At 61.6% G+C, this 15,960-nt stretch carries 15 protein-coding genes; 3 read left to right on the forward strand and 12 right to left on the reverse strand.

What is annotated here, in order from left to right:
- Nucleotides 1–50: 50 nt before the first annotated feature.
- The 8 genes from ACZ9IL_RS11655 to ACZ9IL_RS11690 form a co-directional block, all read right to left on the reverse strand.
- Entirely contained in the window at nucleotides 51–275 is a 225-nt protein-coding gene (locus ACZ9IL_RS11655) for a hypothetical protein (protein ID WP_476003664.1), read from the reverse strand.
- Nucleotides 272–2,218: a hypothetical protein gene (locus ACZ9IL_RS11660; protein WP_476003665.1), complete on the reverse strand. Its 1,947-nt coding sequence runs from the start codon at nucleotides 2,216–2,218 to the stop codon at nucleotides 272–274. The genes ACZ9IL_RS11655 and ACZ9IL_RS11660 overlap by 4 nt, the downstream gene beginning before the upstream one ends.
- Before the next feature lie 24 nt (nucleotides 2,219–2,242).
- Nucleotides 2,243–2,647, reverse strand: a complete 405-nt coding sequence (locus tag ACZ9IL_RS11665) for a hypothetical protein (RefSeq protein WP_476003666.1) — start codon at nucleotides 2,645–2,647, stop codon at nucleotides 2,243–2,245.
- 1 nt (nucleotide 2,648) lies between these two features.
- Nucleotides 2,649–3,797: a hypothetical protein gene (locus tag ACZ9IL_RS11670; RefSeq protein ID WP_476003667.1), complete on the reverse strand. Its 1,149-nt coding sequence runs from the start codon at nucleotides 3,795–3,797 to the stop codon at nucleotides 2,649–2,651.
- A gap of 2 nt (nucleotides 3,798–3,799) precedes the next feature.
- Nucleotides 3,800–4,996: a hypothetical protein gene (locus ACZ9IL_RS11675; protein WP_476003668.1), complete on the reverse strand. Its 1,197-nt coding sequence runs from the start codon at nucleotides 4,994–4,996 to the stop codon at nucleotides 3,800–3,802.
- A 103-nt stretch (nucleotides 4,997–5,099) separates the two neighbouring features.
- Nucleotides 5,100–8,714, reverse strand: coding sequence for a curculin (mannose-binding) lectin protein (locus tag ACZ9IL_RS11680; RefSeq protein WP_476003669.1), 3,615 nt, complete (start codon nucleotides 8,712–8,714; stop codon nucleotides 5,100–5,102).
- Complete coding sequence (locus tag ACZ9IL_RS11685) at nucleotides 8,711–9,079, reverse strand: hypothetical protein (RefSeq protein WP_476003670.1); 369 nt, start codon at nucleotides 9,077–9,079, stop codon at nucleotides 8,711–8,713. The genes ACZ9IL_RS11680 and ACZ9IL_RS11685 overlap by 4 nt, the downstream gene beginning before the upstream one ends.
- Nucleotides 9,076–11,904, reverse strand: coding sequence for a tape measure protein (locus tag ACZ9IL_RS11690; RefSeq protein ID WP_476003671.1), 2,829 nt, complete (start codon nucleotides 11,902–11,904; stop codon nucleotides 9,076–9,078). Before ACZ9IL_RS11690 ends, ACZ9IL_RS11685 begins: the two co-directional genes overlap by 4 nt.
- Nucleotides 11,905–12,088: 184 nt before the next feature.
- Between ACZ9IL_RS11690 and ACZ9IL_RS11695 the strand changes: the two genes are divergently transcribed.
- The 3 genes from ACZ9IL_RS11695 (at nucleotide 12,089) to ACZ9IL_RS11705 (ending at nucleotide 13,697) form a co-directional block, all read left to right on the forward strand.
- Nucleotides 12,089–12,703, forward strand: coding sequence for a DUF1780 domain-containing protein (locus tag ACZ9IL_RS11695; RefSeq protein ID WP_476003672.1), 615 nt, complete (start codon nucleotides 12,089–12,091; stop codon nucleotides 12,701–12,703).
- A gap of 70 nt (nucleotides 12,704–12,773) precedes the next feature.
- Nucleotides 12,774–13,154: a hypothetical protein gene (locus tag ACZ9IL_RS11700; RefSeq protein ID WP_476003673.1), complete on the forward strand. Its 381-nt coding sequence runs from the start codon at nucleotides 12,774–12,776 to the stop codon at nucleotides 13,152–13,154.
- Nucleotides 13,155–13,211: 57 nt separating this feature from the next.
- Nucleotides 13,212–13,697, forward strand: coding sequence for a hypothetical protein (locus ACZ9IL_RS11705; RefSeq protein WP_476003674.1), 486 nt, complete (start codon nucleotides 13,212–13,214; stop codon nucleotides 13,695–13,697).
- A gap of 76 nt (nucleotides 13,698–13,773) precedes the next feature.
- Here ACZ9IL_RS11705 and ACZ9IL_RS11710 read toward each other — a convergent pair whose 3' ends face one another.
- From ACZ9IL_RS11710 to ACZ9IL_RS11725, 4 genes are read right to left on the reverse strand one after another with little or no spacing between them, the layout of a single operon-like run.
- Nucleotides 13,774–14,523: a phage tail tube protein gene (locus tag ACZ9IL_RS11710; RefSeq protein ID WP_476003675.1), complete on the reverse strand. Its 750-nt coding sequence runs from the start codon at nucleotides 14,521–14,523 to the stop codon at nucleotides 13,774–13,776.
- A complete protein-coding gene (locus ACZ9IL_RS11715) occupies nucleotides 14,520–14,957 on the reverse strand; it encodes a phage tail terminator protein (RefSeq protein WP_218408996.1) in 438 nt (145 codons plus the stop codon). The genes ACZ9IL_RS11710 and ACZ9IL_RS11715 overlap by 4 nt, the downstream gene beginning before the upstream one ends.
- On the reverse strand, nucleotides 14,954–15,367 hold the full coding sequence (locus ACZ9IL_RS11720; RefSeq protein WP_476003676.1) for a gp436 family protein: 414 nt from the start codon (nucleotides 15,365–15,367) through the stop codon (nucleotides 14,954–14,956). The genes ACZ9IL_RS11715 and ACZ9IL_RS11720 overlap by 4 nt, the downstream gene beginning before the upstream one ends.
- A 1-nt stretch (nucleotide 15,368) precedes the next feature.
- Nucleotides 15,369–15,854: a Rho termination factor N-terminal domain-containing protein gene (locus ACZ9IL_RS11725; RefSeq protein WP_476003677.1), complete on the reverse strand. Its 486-nt coding sequence runs from the start codon at nucleotides 15,852–15,854 to the stop codon at nucleotides 15,369–15,371.
- Nucleotides 15,855–15,960 lie beyond the last annotated feature (106 nt).

Here is a 15,960-nt window from a genome sequence, read left to right on the forward strand (position 1 = left end):
ATTTTCAGCGGTGCCAGCGTCACCAAGTTTGAAAGTCGCTTAACAGGGGGTTAAACCTCGATTTCATAGGTTGGTAAATCAGGGGCGGGCCCAACAATCGCCCCCGCTTGGTAAAACGCCTTCTGGCCGATGGCCACCCCTCCCCCTCGCACCACCACAACCCCACCACCGAGCGCTTGCAGGGTCGTTGCCGTGGCACTCACAGCCGTGACCGTGCCAACCAGCAAGGGAGCCTCTCCGGGTACCAACTCTAAAAACTGTTTAAACAGGTTCATACAAATCGCTCCACACTCAGTTGCTGGCGCACCGTCAGGGCTCGCTCCTGCAGAGAAGCCGATACCCTGACACCTCGGTTAAAGCCCTTCCAGCCATCCACCGCCAGCAGCGCCCCGGGCAGGATGAGACCCGTATCGGCAGACAACGGCAGTTGGATGGTCTGAGTGCGCCTCGGCATTGTCTTGGCCAACCCCACCACACCCTGGGCGCGGGCCGCATCCAGGTCACACACCAGAGGGTGGGTGATGGTCGGCGCCAACCGCTCGCCGGCCGTACCCTGGCGCAGCACCCGCGCACTGATGCCCTGATGGCCACCTGTGACATAGATGCCATTGGCTGCCTGGCCCGGTTGGAAGTCACTGCCCAGGGTGGTGATGATGGCGCGCGGGATCGCCACCTCGGCCAGCGCCCCGTCGAGCTGCCAGGGCACGGTCGGATAACGCGGCTTGATGACCAGGTGCCGGTTGCGCTGGTGTGGCAGCACGAAGCCCCCGGCCGCCTCGGCCAGGTACTTGATCGCCTCGATCGGGGTCTGGCCATCCAGGCTGAAGAAGCCGCCCGGTACCAGCCAATCCGGCGCCTGCCACTCCAGCGTCCAGCCAAATGGCAATACGGCTGCTGCCAGCTGGGCCATGGTGGCCGCCGAACTCTCGCTCACCGCTTGCGGCAAGACGTGGGTCGGCGACAGGTAGGCCGTGCGAGAGCGGCCGGTCAGGGTCGCCGACTCACGGCCAAAGCTCTGGCTCGATTGCCAGCCATCGCACACGCAGTCCCACTGTTGACCGTTGATGTGGATACTCACCTCTTCCTCATCGGTCAGGGCCGCCGCCGCGATACGCGGGATCTGGGCGCTGAACTGCCACGCCCAGGAGTCGGTATCGAGTTCGATGCTCACTGCGGTGGCGGGGATATCGAGCCCGTCGCGCACCCGCACAATACTTGCCGTGTTGCTCACCAGATATACCCTCCGCGTTGGGATGACGATCTGGGCATCTTGCCCAAACCAAATGAACTCCAGCGACGCATCGTCCCGGGGCCGGCCGAACGCCAGCCGCAGTTTGCGTTTTTCTGGCTTCTCGGGGGTGATGGGTGGCTTGGGCGGGGGGCTGGTGCCGGGCGGTGGCCAGATGGCCTCATCCCAACCATCCAGCCAGCTGCGGTGCAGCAGGATGCCCAACTGCCAGCGCTGGCCGGTGCGGACACCCAGCGGGGCCCCCTCCTGCCAGTCGGATCGCCATTCCTTGTCCAGCCGCGGCAGCTGGAGATAACCGCTCACCCGCCAGCTGCTGACAGCCGGCCCCTCCATCCAGAAAGAGCGGTTGGCCACATGGCACCGGGGCAGGTTGTCGAACGGCTGGCCATGAGACGCCCCCAGCGCCACCCCTTCGTCAAAGATCACCTGGTTCATGGCATGGCAGCGGGCCAGGGTGTCCCCCTGCTCCACCACCGACACCGCCAGCGGGACGCCCTCCTGCCAGACCGTGCCGCAGGTGGCCATCGCGCGATCTGGTTGCTGCCAGTCGCTGGCCACGTCCCGGGTCAGCCGTTCGCCCTGTTGCCAGTCGTCGGCGATCTCACTGCTCGGCCCCCGAAACACATTGATATCGTACTCGGCCGCCATGCCCGGAATAACCGGGTGCAAGGTGCTGGCCATGTTGGCCTCGATCACCACTCTGACCTGGATGGCGGGAGTGGGCGCGGGCACGGTGGCCGCTATCGCCCCCTCCTGGCCCATCACCACCGTGGCCGACAGCTCAGGCCCCGGGGTGCTGGCCAGCACTGCCGGGTGGATAAAGGCCACCTCGGCGGCCAGGGCCGGCCGTTCGGCCACTGCCTGCAGCACCGCCATCAGGCGCACTACATGGGCTGGGTTCAGCTCAAGGGCGGCATTGCTCTTGCGGGCCTTGCGCAGCTCCAAGTTGGCGTTGGTCGGTCTGGCCATGGGGCGCTCCCGTCAATGGGTGGATCAGGGTTCGGTCACGGTGGCGTTGTTGATGCGGATATAGGCGCCCTGGTACACCTCCAGCACCGGGATCTCCAGATCAGCACCGCTGCCGGTCAACCCCGCATCGAGATCCGCGACAAAGCCGCCGTCCCGGTTCGAGAAACGGCCCCAGGTGATGGTGCCGTTCCCGCTTACCATGGCCTCGGCGATGGCCTTGAGGGTCAGTACACCGCCGGTCACCGACTGGGCGCAAGGATTGGCGAGCGGCAAGGTGATCAGCAGCGGTTGACCGCTGATATTGCCCCCGCTGCCCGGGCGGGTGCCGCCGTACAGCTTGAGGGTGGCAGCACCGGCCGAGCCGGTGTCGATGGCCAGGGCCAGCAACTGGGCGCGACTGGTACGCAAGGAGTCCGCAAATGTCAGCATGTCATGCTCCTGTCAGGCCAACCCCCTCACCGGGGGCGTAGGGGGTGGGGAGCTGGTAGTCGGCCGCCACCGCGTTGTAATCGGCAGGGCCGAAGGCCGGATCGTCCTGGGCGACCAGCATGTAACGGCGGTTCAGCCAGAGCAGATCGAACCGGTACTTGCCGTCGCTGGCCCGGCTCATGGTCTCGCCGACCAGCTCACCAGATTGGGTGAGGCAGAGCACTCGCCGCCGCACCCCCTCCCCGTCGATGGTGACCGTGCTCTCGATATAGCCCTGCGCCACGTTCTGCACCCCATCACGCAACCAGTAATAATCCCGCCCTGCCACGATGGGGAGGGTAGTTATCCTCTGGCTGTTGACCGGGCCAGCGTAGAGCGGCGGGGTGCCTCGCACGGCAACATCCTGCGGCTGGAACTGGCTGCGGGGCTCCTGGTTGGCAGGAACCACCGTGATGGGGTGGGGTTTCATCTCAAAGGGCTTGTCGAACATGGCAGCGCGCGCTTGGCGCTCCGCCGCCGTCAGTTCACGGTTATAAAAGGCCACATGGGCCATCTGCGCCGACGTGGCATAGAGACCACCACGGGAAAACAGGTGGATGGGCAGGGTGCCCTGGTTGCCTTGCGTACCGTTACCCGTGGCGACCGTCCACTCCTTTAGGACTTGGCCATTGAGGTAAATCTTGGTGACCCCCAGCGCACTGGTAAAAATCAGGTGACCAATCATGGTGGGGCCTGCTCGACCTTTGTCGGGGCCATTCGTCTGGTTACCCAGGATGAACTGATAGAAGGACACTTGACTACCGAGCGCTGTCCCAATGCTCTGCAGCGACCAGTTCAGGTTGTCACCCCCGCGCTCGGCGATCACCCGGTTATCATCCTCCTGCTGGCTGATGATGCACTCCAGGGTGAAGGTGCGCCCCTTGTACTCGGCCCGATCCGGGATGGCGACCAGGGCTGAGGTTACCCCCTGAGTCATCTTGATATCCATCCCGGCCAAGCTAGTCAGCCCCTGGCGGAACGTACCGCTCTGGCTGCCATGATTGGCATAGGGTGAGATATCCAGTCCCAGATTGGCGGGAGTATCCAGCGGGTAATAGCCCACCGGGTTGCTGGCCAGGATCAGGTCTCGTAGCGCTTGATCGCTTGCCATGATTACCTCCAGGGCCCAGTCAGATCGAACCCCATAAGGGTGGTGGGGGCGACCACGGCGTTTTCGTTGTAGGTGGATTGAATAAACCGCACGATCTTGCCTGGCAAGGCCGGCATGTTGGTAAAGTTTTTACGGCTGAAGGGGGCGACATTGGCATAGGGGACCACCAAACCCGGCAGATAGCCGCGCAAATGGTTGTTGGTCTCAATCACCATGATGGGATCGGTGCTCATGTAGAACGCATTATCCGGCCCGTTGGGAATATTCATCCCATTGCCGAAGCGGACGAACAACCCCTTTAACCACCACCCTGCCACCCCGAACAATTGATGATAGGGACGTGCCATCGCCCTATTAGTGCTGTCATCGAAGGCCAGCAGGCTGTTATAGACGCTAGCGTAACTCTGCGAAACACCGGTCTGATCCCAGCGGCGATTAGCATCATCCGCCGAAGTGGTAGGGTAGAAGCTCAGCACCGCATGATAGCGGTCACCGGGGCGAACCGACTTGATATAGCCGAACATCAGCACCGGTTGGTAACTGTGCTGAGCATAAGCGGGCAGGAAGTAGAACAGCTGGCTGTCGCCAATCAAATCCCAGCGCTTATCGGAGTAGCGCCCCGTGCAGGGCCAGCGCTGGTCATAGATCAGGGTGTAGGTGTTGATATCAACGACATCCTCCACAAGCTGAGCCTTGGCTAAATAAGCCCTGTAGGTCGCGCCAGTCCACCCCGAAAACGCCGTGTTGTCGATGCGCAGAGAGACGTTGCCCGAGGCGCTGATATCGGTGGGGCGGTAGATGGCCACCTTGCCGTCGCTGCTCTCATGGGTCAGGCTCCAGCCGAGCGGAGCCACCTTCATGGTCAGGACGCCACTGGCGGCACTGCCCGGGTTGCCGCCGTCCAGCTCAATCCAGACCTCGGTGGTGGACACCTTCTTGACCCGGTGTTCGCCGTTATAGGCGGCGGGGCTGGCGCCGTTCACCTCGATCACCGAGTCCGCCAGGTAGGCGTGACCGCCCGCGATGGTGGCCTTGGCGGCCCCCTCGGTGGCATCCCATACCAGACTGTTGAGCGTGAGGGTGCCAAAGCCGGTCACCAGCACCGCCTTGAGCAGCGCGGTCAGCGCGCCCTCGGTGGTGTCGCCGAGGCTGGGGGCACCTTGCATCTGGCTCGCATACCATTTCACGGGAAAAGCCATGGTGTTCTCCTGATTGGTTTGGGCGGGGCAGATTGCCCCACCCGGTTAAGAGGCGGGCGCGTCAACGGGGTGCATTGCTGGGCGCCATCACTTTCCTGCACTGCTATCGGTTCACATTGCCGCGCATCGCCAGCTCAAACTGATCGCTCTCACTGGCCGCCACCGACTGCAGAATGGTGCGAATGACCCAGAGCGGATAACTCGCCGCCTGGGTGGTGAAGCGCAGCACGTTGTCCCTCGACCAGCCGGCGCCCCAACCCCGCTTGTCCAGCCTGAAATAGGGCTGGCCATTGTTGGGGTTGACCGGGGCAAAGTCGGTGTTCACGTCCCCCAGCGCTATCTGCCCCACATGCTCCCCGACCAGCACAAAGGTGGTGCTGGTCTGGAAGATGATCGCCCAGCGCTCCTGCAGGGTGGCGCGGTTGGTGACGATCAGGGGAAAGTCAGTGTCGTTGTACTGCGCCGTGCTCTGGTCACCGTCCACGAAGTCCTGCCACTTGTTGGTCCAGACCTTCTGATCGAACAGGTTGGTGTAGCGGGCCCAGAGATCCCCCATGATCAGCGCCGATGACACCAGGGTGTCGGCCGCGCTGTAGTCATGGGACAGCGCCTTGGTCAGGATCAGCCGGCCCGAGATCTCCACGTCGCTGACCAGGCTCATGTCCTCGATGCGGTGCACCACATAGAGGGGTTCGGCGTAACCGGTCAGGGACAGCGGGCTGGCCAAGGTGACCACCCCGCTGTCCAGGTTGACGCTGTAGAGGGCGGCGGCCAGCGCCTTGCCGTTCTTGTCCTCCACATGGGCCTTGGCCAACCGGGTGCGGCCGGTGGCAAGGGTCTGGCCCGCCTGCACCCCCAGGGGGAAGGCGCTGCGCTGGGTGCTGTGCACCACCACGGTCATGCCCTTGCGCAGGAACGGCACCCGCCCATCGGACGGCAGCCGCACCGGATCCAGCCCGATGATGTCGGCATCGAGCGGCAGATAGCTGAACACCACGCAGTTGAACCGGATGGTGTCGGCCACCACGCTGACGGGCTTCCAGATCTTGCCGTCCTCCCCCACCTGCTCGGCGTCATACCAGGGCTGGGATTCGTTGCCGGCGGCGGTGACCTTGCGGCCAAAGCGCACCTGCACGACCCCGGTCTGGTAGTTCACCCGCCCGTCCATGTCGGTGGTGGTGAAATGGCCGTCCCCGTCTGCCGACGCCTCGATGCGCCGCCCGCTGGCGGTATTGGCGGCAATATAGAGACTGCCCGGTGCCACCGGGGCGCCCGGGGTGCGGAAGGTCACCGCATCCACCGACTGGGCGCTGAACGAGGTGGCCAGGGACTGCAGCGCGGGCTGCGCCGCCTGCCCCGCCGCCCAGTCGGCCAGCACCGCCAGCCCGTTGCTGTAGTCGATGGTGCCCGCCTGGATGCCGGCACCCGTCTGCGGGTCCGGGTTGCGGTAGAGCAGCCCTTGGCGATCCACGTAGGTACTCCCCCCCAGGGTGAAGCGCATCGACCCCTCCAGGATCGCCTCGGCAAAGCCGGGGGTCACGTCGATACGCAGCGCCTGGGCGGTCAGGGTGGCGTTTTGTGCCTGAGCGCTGTTGTTGTTGCGGTAGGTCACATCGACCCAGCCCCCCTCGCCATCGGGGAAGGTGTAAGCGGTGTTGTGGTACTGGATCCCGGTCATGGTCCAGCGCTGCACCGCGAGCTGGTTGCTGCCCTCCCAGCGGGTGCCCACGGTCACCCAGGCATAGGTCGGCTTGGGCAAGGGGGCCGTGCCATCCGGCATAAAGTGCAGGGTGCCGGCGCTGTAGTTGATCGCCCCCAGCTCGTTGCCGCTGGCGTCGACAAGCTTGCCCTGGCCGTTGTCACGCAGGGTGATGATGGGGTCGCGGGTCTGGATCACCAGCGCTTGATCGTCCACGTCGAACTTGTGATAGAGCGCGTTGAACTTGACGTGCACCGAGCCCGGGGTGAGGTTGGTCGCCCCGCCGCCCGCCCCGTCCAGGGTGATGGAAAGGTGCCCCACCTGGCCGGGGGTGCTCAGGCGCCCCGGCTCGATGTGGCGCTCGGTCACCGGTTCCCCATACTGGTACTGGGCCACGTACTCCTGACCCAGCGCCGGCAGGGTGATGTGCTCCAGATCGATGATGCCCTCGGCGTAGTTGATGGTGCCGGTGATGTCACCCCGGACCCGCCCATCCCCCACCGCATCGTTGGCGGTCTTGCCCGCGCCCCAGGTCAGGACCAGGCTCTTGGGGGTGATGCCGGTGTGGGGCAGTTGCCAGGCGCTCTTGCTGATGCTGATCGGCTGGCCGCTGCGGTTGGTGTAGTTAACCGGGGTGGCCCAGCTGAACAGGATTGACGTATCCACGTCCGGCAGCGCCCCCAGGGTCAGCATGACCGATCCAGTGGCCAGGTTGACGATGCCTGTCCCGTAAGACCTATCTGACCCGAACACCTCGCCCTTGCCGTTGTCCTTTAAGTCGTACCACTTGCCCTGTGCCATGAAGCTGATGGTGAGCGTGCCCGGCGCCGGGGTCGGCATCAGGGTGATGGTGTAGGCATAGCCCCGGTTGTTGGCCTTGATCTCGATCTGGGCCGTGTCGGCGATGCGCGACGGGCGAGCCGCTGGCCAGAAACTGACGCTCTTGCTGGCGGTGCCGTAGTTCGGACACTGGGCGTTGAACTCACATTGTCCCCGGCCATAGTCGATGGCTCCGATAACCGACCCCGCCACCACCAACTCGCCGCCCTTGTCGGTGATGGTGGCGGCGCCGATGGTGATGGTCACCGTCCCCGGCTTGGCACCAGAGCCGAGGAACAGGCCCCGGCTCGGGGCGATGCTGGCCACGGTCGAGAAGGTGACCAGACCCTGGCCGGAATCCACCAGGCTGGCCAGCTCGCCGGCCGCTGTCAGGTCCACCGCCGGGGTCTCGCTGCGCGCCGCTGGCACCAGCTGGGTGAAAATGGTCTTGGCCTTCATCTGCCGCGCGCCCAGGGAGACATCCTCCGCCAGCCTGGTGGTGGCGTAGTAGTTGGTGGCATCGGCCACCACGGTCTCGCGCAGCGCGGTCTTGGGGTTGGTCACCACGTCATAGGGGGTCGGTTGCTCCCCCTCGAAGGTGTAGCGCAGCGGGTCGGCCAGCAGGCAGGTGACCACGTTGCGGGTGAACTCGGGCACATTGGGGATCTGGAACTTGGTCAGTTTCTGGCTCACATCGAGCACCCGCACATATTGCTCGAACTCCCCCGCCTGGCCCTCGTTGCCGACCAGCACCAGGGTCTCGCCAATCTCCGGCAGGCGCATCTCCACCCGCTGGAAGAAGCGGATCGCCCGTTGGCCCTGCAGCTGGGTGTCGTAGAGAAAACCCTGCCACTTCGGCCCTCTGGCCAGGTAGCGCTCCAGCACGTCGCGGGCGTTGGCGCGGGTGTCGTGATGGTCCTTGGTGGTCATCAGGCACAGGCCGACGCTGGGATCGCTCGGCGGCAGCAGGACGGTCGAGTGGGCGCCGCGATAGGTGTCCACGTCGTCGGTCGAAACGCTCAAGAACGCCTTGCGCATGCTGACCACCCCATAAGTGCGATCCAGGTCGCTGATGTCGGGGAACAGGCTGTTGTGCTCGCCACTGACGATCTCGTGGCCGGTGACCCGGCCGCCGCCATCAATGGTATCGGTCAGCCGCTGGCTGGCCAGCAGCTTGATGTCGCCGGAAAGAATGGTCATGGGCTTACCTCGGTGAAGTTAAGGGTTAAGGCATAGAGCTCACCCGCCTCGGGGTCGGCCATCTCGATCAACGGGGTGGCCACCACGCCGGGCCGACGCCAGAACACCTCCCGCTGCAGTCCATCCAGCAGGGTCAGTGTCAGGAGCTGGGCCACCTGTGCCTCCAACTCCTTGAGCGCCAGCACGGTCGACCGGGGACAGTGCCCCACCAGGGTGATAGGGCGCCCTTTCGGCTTGGGTGTTTCCTCGACCAGGAGAGCCCCCGTGAGGGTCGGCGTCACCACTTGCTCGACGGGGGCCCAGTCGAACTCGTCGCGCCAGATGAGATCATCGGGCAGGAGCAGCCCGTTTAAGGTGACGTTCATGAGCGCAGTCCCTGCTGTTTAAGGATGTTGATAAAGGCAGCGGCATTGGCCTCATCGGCCTGCACCTCGGCCTTGGCACCGTTCGATGCACGTAACTCGATGATGATCCGCTGAGGCTGGCCCAGGCTTGGCGCGCTCTGGTTGGCAGCAGACTGGCTTGGGGTCTTGGCTGCCTTGTCCGCCTCCTTGGCTTGGGCTTTATTCAGCTCCTGCTGGAGCTTGGCCCGCATGGCCTCCATCTCCTTCTGGAACTTCTCGCCGTAATACTTGCTCCATTCGCTGTAGGCCGGAATGTCTTTGACCTTCTGGCTGTAGCGGGCCAGCTCCTCTTCCACGCCGGCGAGCGTGTTGGCCAGGGCATCGGCGTTGCCCCGCAGGTTGTTGATATCCACGGTCTTGTAGAAGAAAGAGCCGCCGCCCACCGTGCGGGTCACCTCCCCCCGGCCACCGCCCGCACCACCCCCGCCCCCTGCCGACGCCACGGCGTTGCCGGTCTGCTGCGCCTCGTCCTGCACGCCGCGAAGGTTGGATCGCATGGCATCGGTGGCACTCTTGGCCTTGGCGGCAGCCGTGTCGAAGCCATCGCCGATCGCCGCCACGGCGGTCTTGGCATCGCCGCTGCCCCCCTTCACCTTACTCATGGAGTCGGCGGCGATGGCCATGGAGCGGGTAATACCGTCCCCGGTAAGCTGGCCCTGCTTGGTCATCGCCTTCATGCGCTCGATCACCGCATCGATCTCGGCCTTGTTCTTCGCCTGGTTGAATGCGGCCGCCAGGTACTCTTCACAGGCCGCTGAGCTGGATCCGCTGTGCTGCACCAGGGTATCCAGGGCGCCGAGGGTCTCCTTGAAGCTCTCGCCGATACGGCCATTGGCCCGCTCGAAGTCCAGCCCCAGGGTTTCGGCTGCCTTGCCCAGGGTGGCGGGGATCTCTGCCGCCGTTTTCTTGGCCACGGCGTTGATTTCATCCAGGTAATCGCGGGTCTGCTTGGCCTCGGTACCGATCTCCTTGATGGCGGCGGCCCCTTGTCGCCAGCTGCCGGTGGCCTCGTCGTAATGCGCCTTACCCTCGGCCACGGCGCGGTCCAGATCTTCCACGCTGGTGATCGCGATCCCCAGCTCTGCCGAGAGCGCCGCCAGCTGGCCATTGAGCTGGGCCTGAGTCTGCGAGCGCAAGGCCTGCGCCTCTCTAAGGGCCAGTTCGGCTTGTACCCATTGGCGCAGGGCGTTGGCGAACTGGGTGATCTGGATGATAGATTCGACCGTCACGGCGGCCAGCACAGCCTTGAGGGCCATGCCCAACGCCCGCACGCCGATCGAGGCCGCCGCTGCCGCCGTGCCTGCCGTCGTCATGCCGCCCGCCGCCGTGGCGGTCGCCACCGGCAGGGCGATGAATTGGCCATAGAGGCCGCGCAGATCCGCTATCCAGCCCGCGATTTTCAGGCCAACCCAGGCCTGGGCCATGAGCACCAGCGCACTGCGCCACTCGGCGGCGGTCTGGATAAAAGACTTGAGGATTTCCCCCAGGGTGATGAAGCCATCAGAGAAGCGTTTGGCCCACGCTTGCAGACGGCCATCCTTGGCCATCAGATCAAACTCGGTATTGAGCTGAGCCAGCTGCTGCTTGAGCCAGTCCAGGGCGCCGGACTCGCTCACCATGCGGTAGAACTTGGCCAAGTTGTCCTGGGCGTTGGAGATAAGCCCGGAGAGCAGGCTCATGTTGTTGGCCGCCGCCCCGCTCGACTGGGCCGCGATCTCGTTCATCAGCGCCTGGATGGTGTCCCGACCGAGCTTGCCGGCTTCCGAGAGCTTCTGCAGCTCAGCGGTATTCTTGCCGGTGACCTGCTCCAGCAGTTGCCACACCGGCACACCGCGCTCGATCATCTGCAGGATCTCTTCCCCCTGCAGCTTCTGCTTGGCCCAGGCCTGACCGAGCGCCAGGGAGATGCCCTGAACCTCCTCGAAGCCACCACCGAGCTTGTAGGCCTGATCGACGATGCCCTGCATGGCGCCATTCATGGGGTCGATACCAAAGGCTTTCAGGCGCACGAAGACCTGGGTCACCTCGTCGAGCTGCAGCGGGGTGTTCTTGGCGAAGTCTTGGATCCAGGCAGACGCCTCTTTGCCGCCGGCAATCGACCCCATCACCGCCTTGAGCTGCACATTGAGCCGCTCGGCCTGATCGCCGGTTTGGAACATGGCCATCAGTTGGGTGGTGAGGGCCTGGATACCGAACCAGGTACCGGCCATGGCTACCAGGCGGCCGGTCAGGCTGCCGATGGCACCCTGGAAGCCGTTGGACTGCTGGCCACCCTGCTGCAAGGAACGGCCCAGCCGCTCGGTCTGGGTGACCGTCTGGGCCAGCTCCCGCTGCAGTCTGGCTTGCTCCTGGGCAAGGTTGCGGCTATCGAGCCCGGCTTGGGTGAGCCCGGCGTGCAGGCGGGTATGGGCGGCGGATTGGCTGACCAGCTGGCGCTCCAGCTGCTTGACCTCGGAGGACAGCAGCCGCTCCTGGTCGGTCAACTGACGGGCGCTACCTGCGGTCCCCTGCTGCTCGCGGCGCAGTTCGGTCAAGCGCTCACGAGAAAGCGCTGTTGCCTGTTCCAGCTGGCTTAGGGCGCGGCCACTGGCCTCAAACTGAGTGATCAGGTCGTGCTGCTGGCTCAGACTCCCCAGGGTTTGCGCCAGACGCTCGGTTTCGGCGGCGGTCTCGTCAGAGAGGGGGCCCAGCTCCTGCACCTGCCCCGTCAGCGCGGCCAAGTCCTCGCGACCAGTGACCTTGGCCGCCAGCTCTAGCGCGAGTTTGAGGGTGGAAGAGGTGGACATAGGGCATTCCTGAGAGATTCAGATATGCCCCATGGTAAAGGGGTGGCAAGATGGAAGGGTTTATGGTCAATTACTGAGACATATCACAGGAAGGCTACAAATGCTTAGTTAATCTGTATTCATAAGACCTACAACGTTGGAAAGGATTGATAGATCATAACGAATTCATATGCAGGAGGAATGTATGGTTGATAATGCCAAATTTATAGCGGATAGCATTGATGACTTGGAGGCGTCTGTTCATTTTTTTTCTTCTAAGAATAAGCCCGAGCGAGAGCGCTGGGTCGTTGAAAAGTTATTAGAAAACATGAATATTCCGCACAATGCTGACGATATTCTATCTCCAGAACAGGATCCACCTGACGTACTAGCCCTAGGGGGAAGATTTGAAATTAAAGAGATCCTCGATGAAGACCGGAAACGACATAAAGAATATAAATGCTTGTTGGCGATAGCAAAAAAAACCTCTAACCCTAATGATCTACTTACCACATTCACACCCATTCCATCGTCAATGCAAGAAATTTTTCAGCATTGTTTTGATGGGATTGAAAAACTGAAAAACAAATACCCTGATAACCTTCGTTCAAACCTGGATTTGCTTTTCTATGTCAACTTAAGCCATATATATACTATTGAAGAGATACCGTACCCTGATATATCAATTCTCGCATCTTGCGGTTGGCGCTCAATCTCATTTATCCAGGGTGAGACAGCATGCTGCTTCTATGCCTCCCCCAATGCGCCCTCTTGGCTACAAACAGATGTAGGTGAACTCCAACAAAAAAGGTGGGAGTGAAGTCTATATATTATCTAATTTAGATGATACGGACATAAATTTCTTATTAGACAAATACATTGAGCTCATTATGGAAAATTCATTTTATAGGGTATTGTATTCAAACGATGAATTTAATAAAGCAATCGGCAAACTTACCATGTCCTCAGCAAGGCTTGAGTCTTGTATTAAAGGCTTTATGGTTACCATTGGCCATATACCACATAAGAAAGCAACATTAGGCCTTCTTGTTAAGCGACTTACTGAGTCTAACGCGATTACACCAACCGCATCTGAGCACCTTTACTTCATATATCAACAAAGGAATTATTTTGTTCACCGATTACACTCAAGCCTATCTGAATATCCTTGCGACGACTCAGAATTAAATATTTTCATCAATCGTGCAAATTCACTATGTTCTGAAATGGATTTTTTCAGCGAATTAATTAGCAAATTACCACCGAAATAAAAATAAATCATCAGAGTTATATTTTAAACAATAAATATTAATGTAAGGGATAACACCATGGACACTCAAATATCTTTGGTTTCATTAATGGTCTCCATTCTTGCAATCTCAATGACCTTTGTATTTTGGCGAAAGCAATTTAGGCCAATTGTCACAGCATCTGTCAGAACAGCATGCGGAGGGAACACAGCAATCACTTACTCTTTAAAAGTAATGAATTCAGGCACTATTCCAGCAAGGAATGTAACTATAAAAATCAATGAAACCCAAGCAAATCAAGCGCTTGACAGCGATTCATCTGTGGAAAACCAAGAAAGGTGGCTACATTCCATAAACAAAAACACCATATACATTTTGCAGAATGGTGATGCAACAAGTTGTAGCTTCGGTTTTACCAGCAAAGATGGCCGTGGTTTTTGGAAATATGGTTCTGAACTATCAATAGTAATAAGCTATGAGGGCTGGTTTGGATATAAATATAAAGAAACCCAGTTACTAAAAATACAAGATTCCGATTCTTTCACTGGCTTTCTCTGGGATTGAAAGAACCTAGTGGTTATCAATTTTCTGGTTAAGACAGAACGGCGGGTTTCCCCGCCGTTTTCCATTTCCCAGCCCCTTACACCGTCTCTGGGCGGTCCACATAGAAAGGCGCTGTCTCGCCATCCAGGGCCAGCAACTCCCCTTCCAGCTCAATCTCGATGGGCTTGTCGCTGAGGAAATCCACCGCCTTCTTGGGCGCCAGACTGGCGCGGGGCACCGTCAGCACGATGGACTCCCCGCCGATCACACTACGCCCGTCCAGGGTCAGCTTGGCCTTCACCTCCGGCTGTACGTTGCCAGCGATGCGCGAACCGGTCACCGCGTTGTAGCTGGCACTGACCGTCACCGGGCCGCCATCGGCCACGGCGCCCGCCTTGGTGGCCCGCAGCAGCCCCAGGGCATAGTTGATCTCGAAGTCGGTACCCAGCACCAGAGAGGTGCTTCCCTCCTTCACCACCAGACCGGTAGCCGAGAGGTTGGTCTTGCCGAGGCTCAGCCACTTGGGATGGGCTGGCAGAGTCAGAGCCACGTCGGCCAGCGTCCCCGCCCCCTGATTGATCGGGCTCTCCAGCCCCATAAAGGCGGCGGCCAGCAGCACGGGCGGGATCTCGCTGGTCTTGATGTTGACCGTGGCAGGCTTGGGCACGAAATAGGTCTCCCGCGCCTGGCCCAGCTTGCCCTTGCGCTTGCTCGGGATGCTGATCTTCTCGCTGTCCGGTTTGACTTCCAGGCTGTTGACGTCCACCGGGCCTATCACCCCGTTCGAGACGCCGTTGGTGAAGGTCTCGATATAGAGATCCCCTTCCAGGTGCAGTGTTTCGCTCATGACCGTTCTCCCTTGAATTTCACTGTCGTCTTGAAGGCAAGGGGCAGATAGACCACCCCACCCTTGTAACTCGGCTTGACCGGTGCACTTTCACGCCGAAAGGTACTGTCACCGCAGGCCCGACCGGCCACGGCCTGCAACATGCGCCCCAGCCACACCCCGGCGCTGGCCTCCTTGGGGGTGGCTCTATGCACCAACACCAGCAGCCAAACCTGATCGAACGCGCTTTGCCGCCCGCTTTGGCTGGTATCGTTCTCTCGTTCCCCCTGGTAAATCACATGAATGGCCGGGGTGTGCTGCCCCAGGTTGGCCACCGCCTCCAGATCGGTGGCCACAAACACCTCCTTGAGCCCCTGCCCTTTCAAGGGCAGCAACAGCTCGCGCAGCCGCTCCCCCGCCGCCAGGTAGTCGAGTTCAGGCGTGGGCCCGTTCATAGGAAGCCCCCGCTGCCCCGGCCAAAGACCCGACCATCGGACTGCAGCTGGGCCAGGTTCTGGCTCTCCAGCTGCTCGCCGTCAGCCGCCAGCCCCAGCGCCAGCTCCCCCTTGCCCACCGACTTGAGGAAGGCCAGCGCCGCCTCATTGCGTTTGGCAATCTGCTCCGGCGCCTGCTCGCCGTAGAGGCGGTGGCGGGCAATGTCGGCGCAGATCGGCACCAGGGCGCTCGGGACATGAGCCAGCGGCAAGGGATAGCGCCCCGCCAGGTAGCCATCGATCAAGCTGCCGGCATCCTGCAGAGCGATGGTGATGGCCGCACTGTCCAGCTCACCGGCCGGGGTCATGGCGAGGCGCAACAGCTCCGCCTCGCCAAAGCGGATCACCATGTCGTTGACGCTGGCGTACATATCAGGCGCCCTCGGCTACGGGGTCGGTAGGCGGCTCAGTGGTGGCGCCAGCCTCGTCCTTGACCGGGTATTGCACCTCGGTCGCCGCAATGGCAGCCGCCAGCTCGGCCTTCTTCATGCTGGCCGCGCCCGGGATCGCCATCTCCACGGCCAGTTCGCGCAGCTCATCGACCTTCATTTCTGCCAGCGGAGTGACCTTGCCATCCAGCGTGGCGACGCCCGCCAGGTAGCCCGAACCGGTCAGGCCGCCCACTGCTGCGTCCAGATCCCGGCCCGTCTGCGGTGCATCAGCCGGCGCGAGGGCAACGCCTTCAAGCAGCAAGCGAGTGACCACCAGGCGCGGATCGGCCTCCAGGGTCTCGCACTGCACAGGCGACACAGCCAGCTCAGACTTGCCAGGTGCAATCGCCAGGCCCGCGCGAAAATAGACCTGACGAACCGTTGATGTGATGCCAACGCGAATAGCCTGTTCCATCTCGTGTTCCATCTCATGTTTCCCTCTGTCTCGTTCCATCCAGGATCCGGTTTAAACGGGGGTTAAACGCTCACACTGCGTTCGCTTAACCTCGCCGTTAAACAGCTCGGTGTCGCTT

It is taken from the genome of Aeromonas sp. TECH754, from assembly GCF_056279295.1.